The organism is Nocardioides sp. NPDC127503, from assembly GCF_040302165.1.
Classification (GTDB): Bacteria; Actinomycetota; Actinomycetes; order Propionibacteriales; family Nocardioidaceae; genus Nocardioides.
Genome location: NZ_JBEORH010000006.1, coordinates 1 through 19,222 on the forward strand (window position 1 = coordinate 1; position 19,222 = coordinate 19,222).

Below are 19,222 nucleotides of genomic sequence, written 5' to 3' on the forward strand. Positions count from 1 at the left end.
GGGCTTTTGCGGCCCCACTTTTTTTTTTGGGGGCCCACCAAAACCCGGCCCCCCCCCCCCACAACTACATTCTCGGCCGCATCTTCTGCGGTCTCGGCTGGGGTCGGTCAGCCGTTGGTGATCGTCACGTCGTCGGCCATGACGTACGCGATCCGGTGATTGAACCAGATCTGGTAGTAGGTCGTACCGCCGGTGATCACGATGCAGTCGGGGACACCGTTGACGGTGGCGCAGTTGAAGTTGACCGCCTTGTAGTAGTCGGTCGGCACCGTCGCGTCGGCCAGGACGTACTTCTGACCTGCGGGAATGGTGTACTGCAGCGGCGCGATCGTCCGCGGCGTGACCCCGTCGGGGTAGTCGCTGGCCTTCGTGGGATAGGCGGTGCCGTAGATCTTCGCGGTGGTGCCGGCCTTCGGGGTGACGACCTTGCCGTCGGAGGGCAGGAGTACGTCGCGGGGGTTCTGGATCCAGCCCTGCTTGCCGCCGAACCAGACGCCCCACCACGTCGAGCGGGTCCGGTCGTTGACGACGACCTTCTGCCCGGCCGCCAGGCGCGGCCCCCAGTTGGAGACCTTGGCGGAGCCGCCGACGACGGTGTCCGGCAGCAGCGGGGCGTCGGTGGAGGGCTCGGAGTAGACGTTGACGAAGTTGGTGCCGCGGTCGCTCGGGCACGGGACGCCCGACTCGGTGCAGCCGGTCATCACGTTGCCGGTGTTGGTGTCGAAGTTGGGGTTGACCGTCCAGATCCCGCTGCGCGACTTCCGGTCGGCCTTGATCGGCGACCGCAGCAGGTCGAAGTAGTGGCTCCAGTCCCAGTAGGGGCCCGGGTCCCAATGCATCCCGGCGACGTTGGCCGGCGCGACGCCCTGGACCTGGTCATGGCCGATGATGTGGGCCCGGTCCAGCGGGATCCCATAGCTCTGGGCCAGGTAGCCGACCAGGGTGGCCGAGGTCTGGTACATCGCCTCGGTGTACCAGGCGCCGTTGGCGGCGTACCCCTCATGCTCCAGCCCGATCGAGTGGCTGTTGACGTACCAGTTGCCGGCGTGCCAGCCAACGTCCTTGCCGGGGATGTGGTGGGCGACGTGGCCGTCGACCGAGCGCAGCGTGTAGTGCCAGCCGAGGTAGGTCGGGTCCTGGACCAGCCTCACGGTGCCGTCGTAGGAGGTCTCGGTGTCGTGGATGACGATGTAGTCGACCGAACCCTCCTCGGGCCGGCTGGCGAGGTCGTGGTTGCCGTAGTCGCCGATCGTGTCACCGGTCTGCTCGTAGGGCGCCGGTAGCGACTCGCAGCCGAGCACCGCCGGACACTCGACCGTCTCCGCCGTCGATGACTCGGCGAGATCGAGCCGTCCGATCGCCTCTTCGCTGGCAGCGACCGGCTTCGCGGCCAGGGTGACCTGGTGGCGGTCGTTGGTCGTACGCGACGCCCCCGCGCTCAGCGTCGCGAACACCTGCCGCGCGAACTTGAGCGCGGTCGCCTCGTCGGCAGCCCCGCTGTAACGGCCCACTGCCGCAGTCCAGTCCGCCAGGCTCTCGGCCCCACCCGCGGCCTCCTGGTAGTCGGCGAGCACCGCCGCGCCACCGCAGATGTTGGCGACCGCGTCCTCGCGCAGATCGGCGACCGGGATCCCGGTGATGTCGTTGGCCGTACGCAGCGTCTCGACCTCCCCCAGCCTGACCGCCTCCTCGCGCTGGCGCGTGGTGCGAGCCTGGTTGGAGCCGTCGCCTTTGCCTAGCGGGTCGGGATGGGCCTCGGTGTCCTTCGCCAGGGCCGGCAGGTCGGTCAGGTGCATCGGCCCGTAACCGCCCGACGTGCTTGGCGCCTCCCCGTGGGCATCCCAGCGCGACTCCATGTAGGAGACCGCGAGCAGCACCTCGGCTGGCACCCCGCTGGTCTCCGCTGCGCGCTCGAAGACGGCCTGCCGGTCGGTGGTGCCCTTCAGGCAGGCGTTCCAGTCGGGCTCAGAAGCAGAGGCAACCGCCGTGATCGGCACCGCGACGAGCAGGCCGCCGAGCAGCGCTCCGGCCGCGGCCAGGGCGGGCCGGTGTGGACGTGAGAGACGCAAAGGCACGAGAAGACCTCCCGGGACGCGGACAAACCGACCCGTGCAACCTAGCCGAATCCGCAGTTGTGGCGGGCGAGTCTGCGGAAATGGCGAACGCCCTCCCAGAAGTCCGGGAAGGCGTTCGAGGTGATCTTAGCCAGAATCAGTCGAGATAGTCGCGCAGAACCTGCGAACGCGACGGGTGTCGCAGCTTCGACATCGTCTTGGACTCGATCTGACGGATGCGCTCGCGGGTGACCCCGTAGACCTTGCCGATCTCGTCTAAAGTCTTCGGCTGACCGTCGGTCAGGCCGAAGCGCATGCTCACGACGCCGGCCTCACGCTCGGAGAGGGTGTCGAGCACAGCGTGCAGCTGCTCCTGGAGGAGCGTGAAGGAGACCGCGTCGGCCGGGACGATCGCCTCGGAGTCCTCGATCAGGTCGCCGAACTCGGAGTCGCCGTCCTCACCCAGCGGGGTGTGGAGCGAGATCGGCTCGCGGCCGTACTTCTGGACCTCGATGACCTTCTCCGGGGTCATGTCGAGCTCCTTGGCCAGCTCCTCCGGGGTGGGCTCGCGGCCCAGGTCCTGGAGCATCTGGCGCTGGACGCGCGCGAGCTTGTTGATGACCTCGACCATGTGCACCGGGATACGGATGGTGCGGGCCTGGTCGGCCATCGCGCGGGTGATCGCCTGACGGATCCACCAGGTGGCGTACGTCGAGAACTTGTAGCCCTTGGTGTAGTCGAACTTCTCGACCGCACGGATCAGACCCAGGTTGCCCTCCTGGATCAGGTCGAGGAAGAGCATGCCGCGGCCGGTGTAGCGCTTGGCCAGCGAGACCACCAGACGAAGGTTGGCCTCGAGGAGGTGGTTCTTGGCGCGCTTGCCGTCCTCGGCGATCCACTCGAGCTCATCGAGGATCTTCGGGGTGATCTTGCCGCCCTTGCCGAGCTTCTCCTCCGCGAAGAGGCCGGCCTCGATCCGCTTGGCGAGCTCGACCTCCATCTCCGCGTTGAGCAGCGGGACCTTGCCGATCTGCTTGAGGTAGTCCTTGACCGGGTCGGCGGTCGCACCGGCGACCATGACGGTCTGCTCGGGCTCGTCGGTGTCGTCGGACGTGGAGACGACGAAGCTCTGCTTCGAGGCCTCCTTCTCGTCCTCCTTGATCGTGGGATCGGCGGCGACATCCTTCTCGAACTGCTCGTCCGGGATGTCGGGCAGGACCTTCTTGCCGTCGGGGCCGAGCTTGACGACCGGGGTCTCGTCCTCGGTGTCGTTGTCCGAGTCGTCGACCTCGATGTCGTCGACATCGACCTCGACGTCCTCGAGGACGATCTCTTCGCCGTCCTCGTCGATCTCGGTCGTCTTCTTCGGCTCGGGCTCGTCGGCCTTCTTCGCCGCGACCTCGGTGGCCGGCTTCGCGGGCTCAGCCGCCGCCTTCTTGGCGGCAGCCTTCTTCGCCGGCGCCTTGGCCGTGGTCGTCTTGCGGGTCGAGGTCGTCGCCGCCGCGGCACGGCCTGTGACAGCCGTACCGAGGTCCACCGAGATGCCGAGCGTGCTCAGGTGACCGAGCAGTGCCTTCAGATGCCTGGGCTCGACCGCGGCATCCTCGCTGGCCTGACGGACCTGGTCGGGACTGACCCGGCCGGTTGGCTTGGCCTGGTCGATCAGTGCCTTCACGGCAGGGTGGGCGAGTACCTCAGCGGGTATCTTGCGCGCGTTCGAGGACACGAACACCTCTCCGTCGAACTTGGTCGAGACTTATCAAAAACTGAGTTTGGGCGCGGCAGGGCCCGGGGTCGTCAAGAGCCGCAGATTCATTCTGCCACGGTGGTGGTGAACATTCCCCATCCGGGGCATCATGTCCCCCAGCAACTCATCCGGCTGCTTTGGCTGCGGCCTTCTTCTGCTGTTTGTAGTCACGTACCTTCTGCAACGACGCAACGTCGACGACGTCAGCCACAGAACGGTAACCATCGAGCGCGTAGTCACCGACCGCCTCCTGCCAGCCGTCGGGCTGCACCCCCAGCTGCTTGGCCAGCAGCGAGACGAAGATCTGCGCCTTCTGCTTCCCGAAGCCCGGGAGCGCCTGGATCCGCTTGAGCAGATCCTTGCCGCTGGTCGCCTCTGTCCACAGCCGGGTGACGTCGCCGCCGTACTCGTTGGTGACGATGGTCGCGATCCCCTGCACCTTGGCCGACATCGAGCCGGGGAACCGGTGGATCGCAGGCGGCGTCGAGGCGATCGACTTGAACTCCTCTGGGTCCATCTCGGCGATCTTGGCGGGATCCAGATGGCCGAGGCGGGTCACCAGCTTGTGACCTCCCTTGAACGCATCCTCCATCCGATACTGCTGATCCAGGGCCATGCCCAGCAGCAGCGCGAACGGATTCTCGGAGAGCAGCTTGTCGGCGGCCTCGTCGCCGGTGATGTGGAGAGAAGGCATAAGAGACATCCTGCCTCATCTCGCGGCGTAGTACGTGGTCATGCCTGTGGAAAGCGGGTCGCGGGAATCTGGCATCCGTTGCACGCTAGGCCCATGGCCTCCATGCTCACTCTGTCCGAGACGACCGTCGAAGGGCTGCACGAACCGCTCTCGCCAGTGCTCGAGAAACGGCTGAGACGTGCCGTGCTCGACCACACCGCCACCGAGCACCGGCGCTCGTTCCTGGCGCTCGTCCATCTCGGCATCCCTGGCGGTAAGGAGGTCGCGCACGCGCATCGCGAGGACGAGCCCACCGATCACTGGCTGCGCACCGACATCATCCACAGCATGCGCCGCCGGGTCGGCGTGCCCGACCCGATCGTGTGGCTGACCCGCACCAGCGGCTTGGAGATCGAGGACGTGGACCTCCGCTGGCTCGCCGCCGCCCGGGCTGCGTTCCGGGAGATCGGGGCACCCCTGACGTACGTCGTGGTGACCCGCAACGCGTGGGTCGACCCGCGCTCGGGGCTGAGTCGGCGGTGGAAGCGGCTGCGCTACCGCACGGACTAGGCCGGACGATCCGACTGCGCCTCCTCCCAGGCAGTCGGAGGGACAGCACCCTCGAGCATCTGCGCGACCAGCACTCCGAGGCCGTGGTGACGCTCGCTCGCGAAGCACCGGTCGAGGGCACACCAGGCGAGCGCGCCATCACCACCCAACCAGGCGGCGAAGGCCAGCACGGCGGCCGGGTGGGCGACGTGGTCGTCGGGGCTGCGGCGTACGACATCGGTCCACAGCCGCACGTGGGCCCTGGCCTCCTCCCGGGTCATCCCGCCCCAGGCGGCGTCGCGCCGCTGCGGGTCGCGCAGCGCGAGCAGCAGGGACGCGATCTGGCCTGCAGAAAGGACCGTCCCGGCGACTGAGTCGTCGACCAGCCGGCCGACCTCGTAGATCTTCATCGACGACGCCTCCTCCAGCGCGGCCTCGGTCTCGGCGACGGCCGCAGGCACCGCGGCGATCGAGGCGGCCAGCTCGGTGCGCGAACGGCGCACCAGATGTCCGTCGTAGACCGCCTGGGCGCGGAACGGATGCGCGCCGACGTCAAAGGGCACGCCTTCGTCCGGAACACCGTGGAACCCGAGCGGGTCGAACCACCGGCCGTCCTGCACCCGCAGGCACCCGATCAGGTCGATCTCGCACTCGGCGAGCCGCTCGGCGAGGCGGCGGGCGATCTTCACCCCGAAGCGCGGGCCACTGTCGTAGAGGACGAGCAGGACGCCACGCACTTGGTGGCGGACGGCGGGCAGGAGCAAGCTGTCCAAACAGTCCTCGACCTCGTCCGGCGGAGGTAGGTCGATCCTGCCGTGGACCTGATGCTCACCGCCGAAGGTCAGCATGACGATCGACTTCTCGGGCTGGAAGCCGAGCAGGACGGGGACTGCCGCGAGGACGTCCTCGGGACGGGCGATGGAGAGTTTCGTGGTCATGCGGACCACACTCCCCGCGACCCACCGACAGTTTCGTGGCCAATAACCGTGCCTGTGGACAACCGCCTCCCCAACCTCACCTGTGGATGGTCAGCGGCCCGCGACAGAGTGTCCCCGCTGCCAGATAGGTTGCCACCATGAGAGCGCAGGCGTCGGTGATGCACCTCGACCTCGACGCGTTCTTCGCCTCGGTCGAGCAGCGCGACAAGCCGTCCCTGCGCGGCAAGCCGGTGGTCGTGGGCGGCATCGGCGGGCGCGGCGTGGTGAGCACCGCCTCCTATGAGGCCAGGACCTTCGGCGTCCGCTCGGCGATGTCGACCCGCGAGGCCCGCGCCCTGTGCGGGCACGCCGCCTTCCTCTACCCGCGCTTCCATGCCTATAAGAAGGTCAGCGAGCAGGTCTTCGGGATCCTGCGCGACCTCTCGCCGCTGGTCGAGCCGCTCTCGCTCGACGAGGCCTTCGTCGACCTCGCCGCTGCCGACCTCCCCGACCTCGAGGTCGAGACCGTCACCGAGACCGCATCAAGGATCCGTGCGGAGGTCGCCGAGGTCACCGGCGGGCTGAGTGCGAGCGTCGGCCTGGCCAGCTCGAAGTTCATCGCGAAGATCGCCAGCGACCTCGACAAGCCCGACGGCCTGGTCGTGGTGCCGCCCGGCACCGAGCTCGACCTGCTCCGCCCGATGAACGTCAAGGTGATCCCCGGCGTCGGCCCCGCCACCGCCGAGCGCCTGCGCCGCGCGGGCATCCACACGGTGGCCGATCTGGAGCAGGTCAGCGTCGAGGAGCTCGTACGCCTCGTGGGCAAGTCCCACGGCACCAACCTCTACAAGCTGGCCAGGGCCCAGGACGACCGCCGCGTCGAGCCCGAGCGCGAGACCAAGTCGGTCAGCGTGGAGGGCACCTACGACACCGACCTGACCGACCGGCCGCTCATGGAGCAGATCCTCACCCGGCAGTCCGGCGAGGTCGCGGCGCGGCTGAAGAAGAACGGGCTCTCCGGCCGCACGATCACGATCAAGGTCCGGCTCTACGACTTCACCACGATCAACCGCTCCGCGACCCTGCCGGCCCCGACCGACCAGGCCGGCACCATCGCCCGCCTGGCCAGGACCATGCTCGGTGAGCTTTTCACCGCGGGCGAGACGGCCGGCGGCGTACGCCTTCTCGGGGTCGGCGTCTCCGGGCTCGCCGACTGGATCCAGGAGGACCTCTTCGGCGACGACAGCGGCGAGGACGCCGAGCCCGACCTCCCCCTCCCCGAGCCGGTGCGGCGACCGACCTGGGCCGCCGGGATGGACGTCGTCCACGCCGAGATGGGTCGCGGCTGGGTCTGGGGATCGGGGCGGGGCGTCGTGACCGTGCGGTTCGAGACTTCCGAGACTCCCGCCGGTCCGGTGAAGTCCTACGCCGTCGACGATCCCGACCTGCAGCCGTTCAGCGAGTCCTGACGCCCGCTCCCCCGGGCTCGGGTTTCGCCGTCGCGGCGGAAGGGTGCAGTATCGCGCCAAACGACCAGGGTGTGCGATAGCGCGAGGCGATACAACCGGCGCGCCGGTCCCGCGGTCCGGGCTGCGAGGGTCGCGGAGATAGGGTCTCGTTCATGTCTGCCGACCTCTCCTCGACGCCCTGGCCGATCGCCCCCAAGAAGCCCTCGTCCAAGCAGTTCCACGGCCTGACCCGGTCCGATGACTACGAGTGGCTGCGGGAGAAGGAGAACCCCGAGGTCATCGCCTACATCGAGGCCGAGAACGCCTACACCAAGGCACAGACCGACCACCTCGCCGACCTGCGCACGCAGATCTTCGAGGAGATCAAGGCGCGCACTCTCGAGACCGACCTGAGCGTCCCGACGCGCTCGCGCGGCTACTGGTACTACGGCCGCAGCTTCGAGGGGAAGCAGTACGGCGCGAGCTGCCGGGTGAAGGCCGCCGACCCCGACGACTGGACCCCGCCGACCCCGGCCGACGTCACCCATGACCAGCCCGCGCTCCCCGGCGAGGAGGTGCTGCTCGACCTCGACGCGCTCGCCGAGGGACACGACTTCTTCAGCCTCGGCGGCTCCAGCGTGAGCCCGAGCACCACCCTGCTCGCCTACGCGACCGACGTCACCGGCGACGAGCGCTACACCGTACGCGTCAAGGACCTCGCCACCGGCGAGCTGCTCGACGACGAGCTCACCAACGTCCACGGCGGCGCCACCTGGGACCGCGACTCCTCGGCGCTCTACTACACGACCGCCGACGAGTCCTGGCGGGCCGACAAGATCTGGTGCCACCGCCTCGGCACCAGCCAGGACGAGGACGAGCTGGTCTTCCACGAGACCGACGACCGGTTCTGGGTCGGTGTGGGGCGGACCAAGTCCGACCGGTTCATGTTCATCGGCACCGCCGCGAAGATCACCGCCGAGTACCGCTTCCTCGACTTCGACGACCCCGACGCCGGCTGGCAGGTCTTCGCCGCCCGCGAGGAGGGCGTCGAGTACTCCGTCGAGCACGCCACCATCGCCGGCGAGGACGTCTTCCTGGTCACCCACAACGCCTCGGGCCCCGACTTCGAGATCGCCACCGCGCCGATCGCGCCGACCCCGCGGACCGAGTGGCAGCCGCTCCTCCCCCACACCCAGGGCGTACGTCTCGAGGACGTCGACGCCTTCGCCGGCCACCTGGTCATCCACCAGCGCAGCGAGGGCCTGACCCAGCTCCGCATCCTGGAGCTCGGCGAGAACGGTGTCGCCGATGACTACCTGGTGAAGTTCGACGACGAGCTCTACACCATCGGCTCCGGCTCCAACCCCACCTTCGACAGCCCGGTCGTGCGGCTCGGCTACACCACGATGCGCACCCCGGCCTCGGTCTACGACTACGACGTACGCAGCCGCGAGCTGACCCTGCTCAAGCAGGCCCCGGTGCTCGGGGACTACGACCGCGACGACTACGAGGAGCACCGCCTCTGGGCGACGGCCGAGGACGGCGTACGGGTGCCGATCTCGATCGTGGCGAAGAAGGGGCTCCACGAGACGGGCCCGATCCCGGTGCTGCTCTACGCCTACGGCTCCTACGAGGCCAGCATGGACCCCTACTTCTCCATCGCCCGGCTGAGCCTGCTGGACCGTGGGATCGGCTTCGCCATCGCCCACATCCGCGGCGGCGGCGAGATGGGCCGGGCCTGGTACGACGACGGCAAGATGCTGAAGAAGCAGAACACCTTCTCCGACTACATCGCCTGCGCCCGCCACCTCGCCGAGTCGGGCTGGTCGACGCCCAGCAAGATCATCGCCGAGGGCGGCAGCGCCGGCGGGCTGCTGATGGGCGCGGTCGCCAACCAGGCGCCCGACGCCGTGGGCGCGGTCGTGGCCGCGGTGCCGTTCGTGGACGCGCTGACCACCATGCTCGACGCGACGCTGCCGCTGACCGTCACCGAGTACGACGAATGGGGCAACCCGGAGGCCGACAGGGAGACGTACGACTACATGTCCTCCTACGACCCCTACACGAACGTCGCCAAGCAGCACTACCCGCCGATCCTGGCCGAGACCAGCATCAACGACACCCGGGTGCTCTACGTCGAGCCCGCGAAATGGGTCGCCAAGCTGCGCGCGACGGCAGAGAATCCTGGTGACGTACTGCTGAAGACGGAGATGGCGGCCGGACACGGCGGAGTCTCGGGGCGCTACAAGGCGTGGGAGGACCGGGCGTTCAGCCTTGCCTGGATGATCGACCAGGTGACCTCTTCGTAGGGCATATCTGTGGGCATCTCGGGGTACTCCATGAGAAACCCCTGAGATTCACCTCGCGATGCAACTTATCGCCTGCCGCGTACGTCGAACCGGACAAGAGATCGAAAACGGATTCGATGACAAGGCGCTCTACCAGGGAACACCTGGGAGGGGCGAAGCGTTGAAACCACCGTGAGGCCACAAACCTCACCGTGAGGAGGTTCCCATGGCGACACGCACCGCAACCGCCACCCGAGAGATCGAGGGGCGAGACAGCGTCGGGCTGTATCTCGACGAGATCGCCCGCAACGAGCTCCTGGATGCCGCCAAAGAGGTTGAGCTGTCCAAGGCGATCGAGGCCGGCCTGATGGCCGAGCATCTGCTGGCCGAGGGCCGCGTCGGCCGCAAGAAGGCACCCGGTGGAGCCACCCGGGCCGAGCTGGAATGGCTGGCCGAGGAAGGCCACCGCGCCACCCGTCAGTTCATCAACGCCAACCTGCGACTGGTGGTGTCCATCGCGCGCAAGTACGGCCGCGCGCAGATGCCGATGCTCGACCTGATCCAGGAAGGAAATACCGGCCTGATCCGGGCTGTTGAGAAGTTCGACTACACCAAGGGCTACAAGTTCTCCACGTACGCGACGTGGTGGGTGCGCCAGGCGATCACCCGCGGCATCGCCCAGCAGGCGCGTGTGGTCCGGCTGCCCGTCCACGTCGTCGAGGAGCTCAACCAGGTCGGCGGCGCCCGCCGCACCCTGGAGCGGCAGCTCGGCCGTGACCCGGAGCCGGAGGAGATCGCCGGCGAGCTCGGAATGGACATCGACCGCGTCCTCGACCTGCTCTCCTGGGGTCGTGACCACGTCTCGCTCGACACGCCGATCGACGAGGACGGCGACACCTCGCTGGGTGACCTGATGGCTCAGGAGTCGTCACCGTCGCCTGACATGGACGTCATCGACGTCGAGTCGCGCGAGCGGCTCAACTCGCTGGTCGGTCAGCTCGACGAGCGTTCCGCCGACATCGTCCGCTCCCGCTATGGCCTCACCGACGGCCGTCAGCACAAGCTCGCCGACATCGGCGTCAAGCACGGCATCTCCGCCGAGCGCGTACGCCAGCTCGAGCGCGAGGCCCTGCAGAAGCTGCGCCGCTTCGCAGACCCCGACCTCGCGGCGTAGCCACCCACAGCCGAGGCGTCACTTAAACAGATCGAGTTGGCACTGCGGTGCCAACTCGATCTGCGTTTTTGACGCTTCGGCCTGCGCGAGCGACGTCTCGGCGGTCAGTAGCCGCCGGGCGGCGGGGCCATCTCCAGGCGTACGCCGATGAGCCGGACCGGGCGGTCCTTCTCGACCCGCTCGAGGAGCGCCACGGCCTCGTCCGCGAGGCGGTCGGGATCGAGCGTGGGCTCGGGGAGCTTGTGGCCTCGGGTAACAGTGAAGAACGGCTTGAGCCGCACCTTGATCTCGACCCTGGTCACCGGGCGGCCCTCCTTCACCACGTCCGCGAGGCACTCGGCGCACAGGCGGCGGGTCGCGGCGACGATGTCGGGCCACTCGATGAGGTCCTGCTGGAAGGTCTCCTCGTGGCCGTGGCCGCGCGCGACCCACGGCGAGGGGTCTACGGGGCTGGTGTCCGCGCCGCGGCCCAGACGGCGCAGCCAGGGGCCTGTCGTGGGGCCGATCTCGGCTGCGAGACGCTCCGCCGAGGCCGCTCCCAGGTCGGCGACCGTCTCGATGCCGAGCCCGGCGAGCCGCTTGGCGGTCTTCGCCCCGATCCCCCACAGCGCGTCGGTCGGACGGTGGCCCATCTCGGCGTCCCAGGTCTCGTGGGTGATCCGGTAGACGCCGGTCCCCCGCAGCTGCCCGCCGGGGCCGGGCTCGTGGCCGCCTGCCCCGGCCTCACGGGCGAGGGCACCGTCGACCCGCTGCTTGGCGAACCCGGTGGCGAGCTTGGCCTGCAGCTTGTTGTCGCCGACACCGACGCCGCTGCGCAGCCGGGTGCGTTCGAGCACCGTGTCGCGTACGTCCTGGGCGAAGGCCGCCGGATCGCCGAGGTCGCCGTGGTCGGGGCCGGGCCCGAGGAACGCCTCGTCCCAGCCGAGGACCTCGACCAGGACGGGTACGCCGCCCCACTCCAGCGACCGCAGCGTGTCCATCACGCCTGCCGAAGCCTCGTCGTAGGCCACGTGGTCGACCGGCAGCAGCACCGCGTCGGGACACTTCCGCGCCGCCAGCCGCAGCGGCATCCCCGAGCCGACGCCGTGCGCCCGAGCCTCATAGGAGGCCGTCGAGACCACCGCCCGCTCGGTCGGGTCTCCTCGTCCACCGACGATCACCGGTTGACCGGCGAGCTCGGGCCGGCGTAGCACCTCCACCGCCGCGATGAACTGGTCCAGGTCGACGTGAAGCACGAGGCTCATGCCCCGATGGTGCCATGAACAGCCCGACGAAGGGTCAGCCTTCGGAGGCCGCCTCGGAGAGGGCCGCGGAGGCCTGCTCCGCCTGCTCGCGTACGTCACCAGGCACCGGCACCGCGCCGGCGGTGCGCTGCTGCCACAGCTGCATGGCGACGACCTTCGCGGCGGCGTCCTCGACGAGAGATCGGTCGAGGCGGCCGGAGCGCATGGCCTTGACGACGCTGCGGTGGGCGGCCTTGGAGTTGGCCGGCATCAGCAGGAGGTCGGCGCCGGCCTCGAGGGCGGCCACCGAGGGCTTCTTGGTGGTGGTCGTGACCGCGCCCATGCCCAGCGAGTCGGTCACGGCGATGCCGTCGAAGCCGAGGTCCTCGCGGAGCAGGTCATAGATGGGTGCCGCCATGCTGGCCGGCTTCCCGGGAGCCACGGCCTTGACGTCGACGTGGCTGATCATGACGGAGGGAGCCCCGGCATCCACCGCGGCGTCGAACGGCACCAGGTCGCGGCGCTTCAGCTTCTTCTTCCCGAAGGCGAGCTCCTGGAGCCCGAGGTGGGTGTCACCGGTGACCGCGCCGTGGCCCGGGAAGTGCTTGGTGGTGGAGACCAGACCGGCGGCGTTGTAACCCTGTACGGCCGCGGAGACCGCCGTCGCGGCGATCCCCGGGTCTTCGCTCGGGGAACGCGAGCCGATCGTCGGATCGGACGCGCCCACGGTCACGTCGGCGACCGGCGCGAACGCCCAGGTGAAGCCGAGGTCGCGCAGCTCGAGCGCGGTCGTCCGCGCCGCCTCGGTCGTCACCGTGACGCCCTTGCGCGGCTTCGCGTCGATGGCGTCCCCGGTGCGTGCGAACTCCGGGAACTCGGTGGCCACACCGCGCAGGTGGGAGACGACGCCACCCTCCTGGTCGACGCCGATCACGGCGGGGAACGAGCGGCCGTCAGCCGCCACCGCGCGGGAGACCGCGGCGGTCGTCTCGCGCACCTGAGCCTCGTCGACGACGTTCTCGCCGGTCACGCTGACCCCGGCGAGGTGCAGCTTGCGCACCATCTTCGCGGCCTTGGCCGGATCGGTGCCGTGATAGCGGCCGACGATCACCTGTCCGGCGAGCTGCTCCTCGTCCCAGCCCGCCACCAGCTCGCGGGCGGTCGCCAGCTCTCCGCGCGTGGGACCCCAGGCCAGCGGCGTGGTGTCCTTCTTGGGGTCGGTCTTCGTGGTCGCATTGGCCGGCCTGTTCGGCTCGTCCTCGACCCTCGTCGGCATCCCGACGGTCACCGCCGCCGCGCCCGCCCCGGCCGCCAGGGCCAGCACGGCCCCCGCGATCACCGGTCGCAACCAACGCCTCGGACGACGCGGCTGATCCTCTGAATCGGTGTGCTTGCCCCCAGTCACGCGGCCGAGTATGTCAGCAACCCCCGCCTAACTCACGAACCGGCGAGGGCGTCGTAGATCTCCCGGACCCGCCTGCGCAGGTCGTCGAGGGTGCCGGTGTTGTCGATGACGTACGTAGCCGCGGCGAGCCGCTCCTCGTGACTGGCCTGCGCGGCGATGCGGGCGCGGGCGTCGATCTCGGTCATCCCGCGCGCGATCGCCCGCTCGACCTGGGTCTCGACCGGCACGTCGACGACGATCACCTCGTCGAAGAAGGGCGCATAGCCCACCTCGACCAGCAGCGGGATGTCGTTGACGACCAGCTTCCCGGCCGCCCGCCCGGCCTCCTCGAGCTCCGCGGAGAGTGCCCCGACCAACGGGTGCACGATCGCGTTGAGCCGCGCACGGGCGCCCTCGTCGGCGAAGACGATCTCCCCCACCTTGGCCCGGTCGAGCGCACCGGACTCGGTCAGCACCGACGGCCCGAACTCCGCCACGACCTGAGCCAGCCCCGGCGTACCGGGCTCGACGACCTCCCGGGCGATCTTGTCCGAGTCCACGATCACCGCCCCGAACCCGGCCAGCAGCTCCGACACCGTGCTCTTCCCCGAGGCGATCCCGCCGGTGAGTCCTACGCGCATGGGCCCCAACCTAATGGGGCCGCTGTCGGCACCTGACGCCGCCTAGGCGGGCATCGCCGAGTCGAGGCTGTCGCTGCAGGCGAACCGGCGCCGGTAGGCCTGCGGGGAGAGCCCCCGCACCCGGGTGAAGTGATGGCGCAGCGCCGCGGCGTTGCCGAAGCCGACCTCGCCCGCGATCCACTCGACCGACCGGTCGGTGCGCTCAAGCAGCTCCTCGGCCCGGCGAACCCGCTGGGCGGTGATCCAGGCGTAGGGCGTCGCGCCGGTCTCGGCACGGAACCTACGGGCGAACGTACGCGGCGACATCAGCACCTGCCGGGCCAGCGAGTCCACGTCGAGCTCCTCGTGGAGATGGGTCGTGATCCAGGCCAGCAGGGGGCCCAGGGTCTCCGCATCGGGCTCGGGCACGGGGTGGGAGATGAACTGCGCCTGTCCCCCGTCGCGCTGCGGCGGGACGACCATGCGTCTAGCCACCGCGGAGGCGACCGCGGCGCCGTACTCCTGGCGCCAGATGTGCAACGCGGCGTCGAGCACGGAGGCGGTGCCGGCGCTGGTGACGATCTGCCCGGTGTCGACGTAGAGCACCTCGGGAACGACTCTCGACTCCGGGAACCGGCGCTGCAGTTCGGTGGCGTACTTCCAGTGAGTCGTGCACTCGATCCCGTCGAGAAGGCCCGCCTCGCCCAGGGCGAAGGCACCCGAGCAGGCGGTGAGGAACCGAGCGCCCCGCGCGTGCGCGCGCAGCAGCGCCTCTCTGACTTCGTCGGGCAGAGTGCCGCTGGGGCCGCCGAAGGCGGGGATCGCGATCAGGTCGGCCTCCTCGAGCCGCTCCAGGCCGTGGGGCGCCTCGAACGCGAAGCCGAGGTTGGTGCGCACCATGCCCGCCGTCGGCGCACACACCCCGAAGTCGAGGAATGGCACCCCGTCGTCGCGCCGGTCGATGGCGAAGGCCTCGCAGACCGCACCGAACTCGAAGGGGGCGACACCGTCCCAGATCACCGCAGCGACGTTCCTAAGCACCTCAGAAGGGTGCCAGGTGGCAGGAAATCGCGCAACTTAGGCATTTCTGCCAATGTGGCAGGAATACCTGGTAGCGAAGAATTACTGCCATGAACACAGCACTCCTCGCCCTCATCGTCCTGCTCGCCGTCGCCGCCTACGCCACCATCTCGGCCGTACGCCACGACCGCCCCAAGGCCGCCCCGCGGTCCCACGCCTCCGACCCCGACTTCCTCCCCGCAGTCCGCTGGCACTGAGAGACGGGCACCCGGATGAGTGCACCTGAAGATGCCGAAGACCCGGCCCCACGACGGGGACCGGGTCTTCGGCGTTTCAGAGCCTCAGCTCCGCGCTTCGCGCGGTTACTCCTTCGCTCGGCGCGAGCGGACGAGCAAGCTCGCCGCTCGACCTCGCTCCAGTCGTCTCAGCGTTTCACTGACCGCCGGTCAGCTTCTCGCGGAGAGCCTGCAGCGCCTCGTCGGAGGCGAGCGAGCCGCCCTCGTCCTCGGAGACGGTCTCGTCGACCGAGCCACCCGAGGAGTAGGAGGTGGCCTCGCCGGCCTCGGCAGCCTTCTCGGCGGCCTCCTGCTGCTGCTTGATGTGGGCCTCCCAGCGAGCGTGGGCCTGAGCGTACTGCTGCTCCCACTTCTCACGCTGCTCGTCGTAGCCCTCGAGCCACTCGCCCGTCTCCGGGTCGAAGCCCTCGGGGTAGAGGTAGTTGCCCTGCTCGTCGTAGCTGGCCGGCATGCCGTAGAGCGTCGGGTCGAACTCCTCGACGTCGGTCGAGGTGACCGTCTCGTTGGCCTGCTTGAGCGACAGCGAGATGCGACGACGCTCGAGGTCGATGTCGATGATCTTGACCATGACGTCGTCGTTGACCTGGACGACCTGCTCGGGGATCTCCACGTGGCGCTCGGCCAGCTCGGAGATGTGCACCAGGCCCTCGATGCCCTCCTCGACACGGACGAACGAACCGAACGGCACCAGCTTGGTGACCTTACCCGGGACGATCTGGCCGATCTGGTGGGTGCGGGCGAAGTGCTGCCACGGGTCCTCCTGCGTCGCCTTCAGCGACAGGGAGACACGCTCGCGGTCCATGTCCACGTCGAGAACCTCGACGGTGACCTCGTCACCGACGGTGACGACCTCGGACGGGTGGTCGATGTGCTTCCAGGAGAGCTCCGAGACGTGGACGAGACCGTCGACGCCGCCGAGGTCCACGAACGCACCGAAGTTGACGATCGAGGAGACGACACCCTTGCGGATCTGACCCTTCTGGAGCTGGGTCAGGAAGCCGTGGCGAACCTCGGACTGGGTCTGCTCGAGCCAGGCACGGCGCGACAGGACCACGTTGTTGCGGTTCTTGTCGAGCTCGATGATCTTGGCCTCGAGGGTCTGACCCACGTACGGCTGCAGGTCGCGGACGCGACGCATCTCGACGAGGGAGGCCGGGAGGAAGCCACGCAGGCCGATGTCCAGGATGAGACCACCCTTGACGACCTCGATGACCGCGCCCTCGACGACGCCGTCCTCCTCCTTGACCTGCTCGATCGTGCCCCAGGCGCGCTCGTACTGCGCGCGCTTCTTGGACAGGATCAGGCGGCCTTCCTTGTCCTCCTTCTGGAGCACCAGGGCCTCGACCTTGTCGCCGACCTCGACAACCTCGGACGGGTCGACGTCGTGCTTGATCGAGAGCTCGCGCGACGGGATGACACCTTCGGTCTTGTAACCGATGTCGAGCAGGACCTCGTCCCGGTCGACCTTGACGATGACACCGTCCACGATGTCGCCGTCGTTGAAGTACTTGATGGTCTCGTCGATCGCGGCGAGGAAGTCCTCTTCCGACCCGATGTCGTTGATCGCGACCTGAGGCGCGTCGTAGTCGGGAAGAGGAATGTTGAGCGTGCTCGTCATAAGGGAGGTGGTTTCCTTGGGTGGACAGATATCGTCGGGTCACACACATCTGAAATCTCAGGTCAGCAGGCCCCTCGCCGGCACCAGCACAACAGGCTTCGTCGCCCGGTGTGAGCCGGCAGCCGAGGTAGCAAGCCAAGGTCCGCTAGGTCTGGGACCGTGGCAGACTTCAGACGCAGTTTCTTAGCCTACGCTCCCGTCACAGGCCCCGTCCAACTGTCGGCATCACCGCGCTGGGCCTACGCTGTAGAGGTGGACCAAGCCATCAGCCCGGTCGTCCGACCGGAGGCGCCCATCGATCCCTTCGGCGCGATCGAAACCATCGGAACAACCGGCCCAGTGGTCAGAGCCGAGCGGCGTACGGTCGGTGAAGCCGAGTCACGCCGAGCGAACGGCCCCGACTGGGACCGCTACGCCGACGAGTACCAGGCCACGCACGGACCGTTCCTCGGTGAGGCCGGTTTCGTCTGGGGCCCGGAGGGTCTGACCGAGGCCGATCTCGGCATTCTCGGCGACATCAGCGGCAAGGACGTGCTCGAGCTCGGCTCCGGCGCCTGTCAGTGCTCCCGATGGGTGAACACCCAGGGCGGGCGCGCGATCGGGCTGGACCTGTCCGGCCGCCAACTCCAGCACTCCCGGCGTCTCGACGAGCAGACCGGCGTGGTCGTCCCCGCGGTGCAGGCCACCGCGACCGACCTGCCCTTCGCCGACGGCTCCTTCGACGTGGTCTTCTGCTCGTTCGGGGCGCTGCAGTTCGTCAGCGAGATCGGCCACGCGCTCGACGAGACCGCCCGTGTCCTGCGGCCCGGCGGCCGCTTCGCGTTCTCGATCACCCACCCGACACGATGGATGTTCCCCGACGACCCCGGCCCCGAGGGCCTGATCGCCGCGCAGTCCTACTGGGACCGCACCCCCTACGTCGAGGTCGACGATGAGACCGGCAAGGTGTCGTACGTCGAGCACCACCGCACCCTCGGAGACTGGGTCTCGCTGCTGGCCGGTGCCGGGTTCCGGATCACCGACCTGGTCGAACCGGAGTGGCCCGAGGACCACGAGCGGATCTGGGGCGGCTGGTCGCGCACCCGGGGGCTGTTGACCCCCGGGACGGCGATCTTCGGCGCCGACCTGGCGAGCAGCTAGACCCGCTCAGGAAGCCGAACGCGGGCCCGGGAGCTGTCAGCTCCCGGGCCCGCGTTTCGTTGACGCTGTTGTGTGGCTGAGCCTCAGGCATCAACCAGCGTGCGGTCGTCCGCGGCGGCGTGGGCGCCACCGTTGGGCTTGCGACCGCGCAGGACCAGCCAGAGGCCGATCAGCAGGAAGATCAGGCCGGCGACGAGGCCGCCGACGGGGATCCAGGTGCCGATCAGGTTCAGCTGGGCGATGTTGTCCTTGGCGTCCGACGCGTTGTTGGAGACCGTCTCGTCGGAGTAGCTCATCTCGGCGTCGATCAGGACCATGCCGGTGCTGGTGACCATCTTCTGGGTCGCCGCCTGGTCGATGTAGGAACCGGTGGTCGGCTCGACGTAGATCGTCTGGGTCGCCTCGTAGGTGCCGCGGATGTCGTCCTCGGTGTCCTTGACCTCGTCCTCTCCGGCCGAGAGCGACGCGTCGTCCTCGGAGGCGGAGACCTCGAACTGGTAGGTCTTGACGCCCTTGATGTCGACGTCGTCGACGTAGGTGGCGATGACGGTCGTGCCGAGCGTGTCGTCCCAGTACTCGTAGTCGTGACGCTCGGTGTCGAACGGGAACTTCCCGGCCAGGCCGGTCATGCCCTCGACGGCGCGGTCCTCACCGACGTACTTGGCCTGGTCCTCGACGACCTCGGAGCTCTTGCGGTCCATGGCGTAGGCACGCTCGGTGGTGGTCACCACGCGGTCGTCGTCCTCGGCCCGGGCGCACGCAGGCGTGTCGCCCTCCTGGATCATGATGCAGCCGGCCTCGACGAAGACGACGACGTCGTCGGTCGACTCCTTCGGCGCCGCCTCGGTGGTCCGGGTGTACTTCACCGGAACTGGGGTATCCGACTTGGCCAGCGCACCGCTGGCGGTGCCGTCCAGGACGGTCGTGGTGTTGACGTTGAGCGGCACGGTCGCCGCGGCGTCCCTGCCCCAGAAGCCCGCTACCGCGGCAGCGACCAGCGCAAACGCGCCGACCAGCAAGAAGACGTAACCAATCACTCTTCGCATGTTTTTGCCCCTCCCAAGGCCTCAG

At 68.8% G+C, this 19,222-nt stretch carries 16 protein-coding genes; 6 read left to right on the forward strand and 10 right to left on the reverse strand.

The genetic code is table 11. The features are described 5' to 3' along the window. Positions 1 to 107 precede the first annotated feature (107 nt). From ABTW65_RS14785 to ABTW65_RS14795, 3 genes are all read right to left on the reverse strand, one after another. Positions 108 to 2,075, reverse strand: coding sequence for an N-acetylmuramoyl-L-alanine amidase (locus ABTW65_RS14785; protein WP_350661267.1), 1,968 nt, complete (start codon positions 2,073 to 2,075; stop codon positions 108 to 110). A gap of 136 nt (positions 2,076 to 2,211) precedes the next feature. After that, positions 2,212 to 3,780, reverse strand: coding sequence for an RNA polymerase sigma factor (locus tag ABTW65_RS14790; protein ID WP_502890586.1), 1,569 nt, complete (start codon positions 3,778 to 3,780; stop codon positions 2,212 to 2,214). Between the two features lie 145 nt (positions 3,781 to 3,925). Continuing rightward, entirely contained in the window at positions 3,926 to 4,504 is a 579-nt protein-coding gene (locus ABTW65_RS14795) for an HhH-GPD-type base excision DNA repair protein (protein WP_350661271.1), read from the reverse strand. 84 nt (positions 4,505 to 4,588) lie between these two features. Here ABTW65_RS14795 and ABTW65_RS14800 point away from each other — a divergent pair, with 84 nt between their 5' ends. Then, positions 4,589 to 5,044 carry a hypothetical protein gene (locus ABTW65_RS14800; RefSeq protein WP_350661274.1) on the forward strand — a complete coding sequence of 152 codons (456 nt, stop codon included), beginning with the start codon at positions 4,589 to 4,591 and terminating at the stop codon, positions 5,042 to 5,044. On the opposite strand, the gene ABTW65_RS14805 is transcribed toward ABTW65_RS14800, so the two are convergent. Continuing rightward, positions 5,041 to 5,961 carry a DUF4192 domain-containing protein gene (locus ABTW65_RS14805; RefSeq protein ID WP_350661276.1) on the reverse strand — a complete coding sequence of 307 codons (921 nt, stop codon included), beginning with the start codon at positions 5,959 to 5,961 and terminating at the stop codon, positions 5,041 to 5,043. The genes ABTW65_RS14800 and ABTW65_RS14805 overlap by 4 nt on opposite strands. Before the next feature lie 137 nt (positions 5,962 to 6,098). Here ABTW65_RS14805 and ABTW65_RS14810 point away from each other — a divergent pair, with 137 nt between their 5' ends. The 3 genes from ABTW65_RS14810 (at position 6,099) to ABTW65_RS14820 (ending at position 10,850) form a co-directional block, all read left to right on the forward strand. Then, positions 6,099 to 7,409: a DNA polymerase IV gene (locus tag ABTW65_RS14810; RefSeq protein ID WP_350661278.1), complete on the forward strand. Its 1,311-nt coding sequence runs from the start codon at positions 6,099 to 6,101 to the stop codon at positions 7,407 to 7,409. Positions 7,410 to 7,561: 152 nt separating this feature from the next. Further along, complete coding sequence (locus ABTW65_RS14815; protein WP_350661280.1) at positions 7,562 to 9,697, forward strand: S9 family peptidase; 2,136 nt, start codon at positions 7,562 to 7,564, stop codon at positions 9,695 to 9,697. A gap of 205 nt (positions 9,698 to 9,902) precedes the next feature. Further along, entirely contained in the window at positions 9,903 to 10,850 is a 948-nt protein-coding gene (locus ABTW65_RS14820) for a sigma-70 family RNA polymerase sigma factor (RefSeq protein ID WP_141803993.1), read from the forward strand. A 104-nt stretch (positions 10,851 to 10,954) separates the two neighbouring features. On the opposite strand, the gene ABTW65_RS14825 is transcribed toward ABTW65_RS14820, so the two are convergent. The 4 genes from ABTW65_RS14825 to ABTW65_RS14840 form a co-directional block, all read right to left on the reverse strand. Next, entirely contained in the window at positions 10,955 to 12,094 is a 1,140-nt protein-coding gene (locus ABTW65_RS14825) for a DNA polymerase IV (protein WP_350661282.1), read from the reverse strand. A 34-nt stretch (positions 12,095 to 12,128) separates the two neighbouring features. Then, on the reverse strand, positions 12,129 to 13,412 hold the full coding sequence (locus tag ABTW65_RS14830; RefSeq protein ID WP_350661284.1) for a glycoside hydrolase family 3 N-terminal domain-containing protein: 1,284 nt from the start codon (positions 13,410 to 13,412) through the stop codon (positions 12,129 to 12,131). A 98-nt stretch (positions 13,413 to 13,510) separates the two neighbouring features. Then, a complete protein-coding gene (gene coaE / locus ABTW65_RS14835; RefSeq protein WP_350661287.1) occupies positions 13,511 to 14,098 on the reverse strand; it encodes a dephospho-CoA kinase in 588 nt (195 codons plus the stop codon). 42 nt (positions 14,099 to 14,140) lie between these two features. Beyond that, positions 14,141 to 15,118 carry a helix-turn-helix domain-containing protein gene (locus tag ABTW65_RS14840; RefSeq protein ID WP_350661289.1) on the reverse strand — a complete coding sequence of 326 codons (978 nt, stop codon included), beginning with the start codon at positions 15,116 to 15,118 and terminating at the stop codon, positions 14,141 to 14,143. 89 nt (positions 15,119 to 15,207) lie between these two features. On the opposite strand from ABTW65_RS14840, the gene ABTW65_RS14845 reads away from it, so the two are divergent. Continuing rightward, a complete protein-coding gene (locus ABTW65_RS14845; protein ID WP_350661290.1) occupies positions 15,208 to 15,354 on the forward strand; it encodes a hypothetical protein in 147 nt (48 codons plus the stop codon). 175 nt (positions 15,355 to 15,529) lie between these two features. On the opposite strand, the gene rpsA is transcribed toward ABTW65_RS14845, so the two are convergent. Further along, the gene (gene rpsA, locus ABTW65_RS14850) at positions 15,530 to 17,011 is read right to left on the reverse strand and encodes a 30S ribosomal protein S1 (protein ID WP_350661292.1); all 1,482 of its coding nucleotides are present in this window, start codon (positions 17,009 to 17,011) and stop codon (positions 15,530 to 15,532) included. Positions 17,012 to 17,263: 252 nt separating this feature from the next. Here rpsA and ABTW65_RS14855 point away from each other — a divergent pair, with 252 nt between their 5' ends. Further along, entirely contained in the window at positions 17,264 to 18,151 is an 888-nt protein-coding gene (locus ABTW65_RS14855) for a class I SAM-dependent methyltransferase (RefSeq protein ID WP_350661294.1), read from the forward strand. Between the two features lie 83 nt (positions 18,152 to 18,234). Here ABTW65_RS14855 and pgfA read toward each other — a convergent pair whose 3' ends face one another. After that, entirely contained in the window at positions 18,235 to 19,197 is a 963-nt protein-coding gene (gene pgfA / locus ABTW65_RS14860) for a cell envelope lipid trafficking protein PgfA (RefSeq protein ID WP_350661296.1), read from the reverse strand. Positions 19,198 to 19,222: the final 25 nt, after the last annotated feature.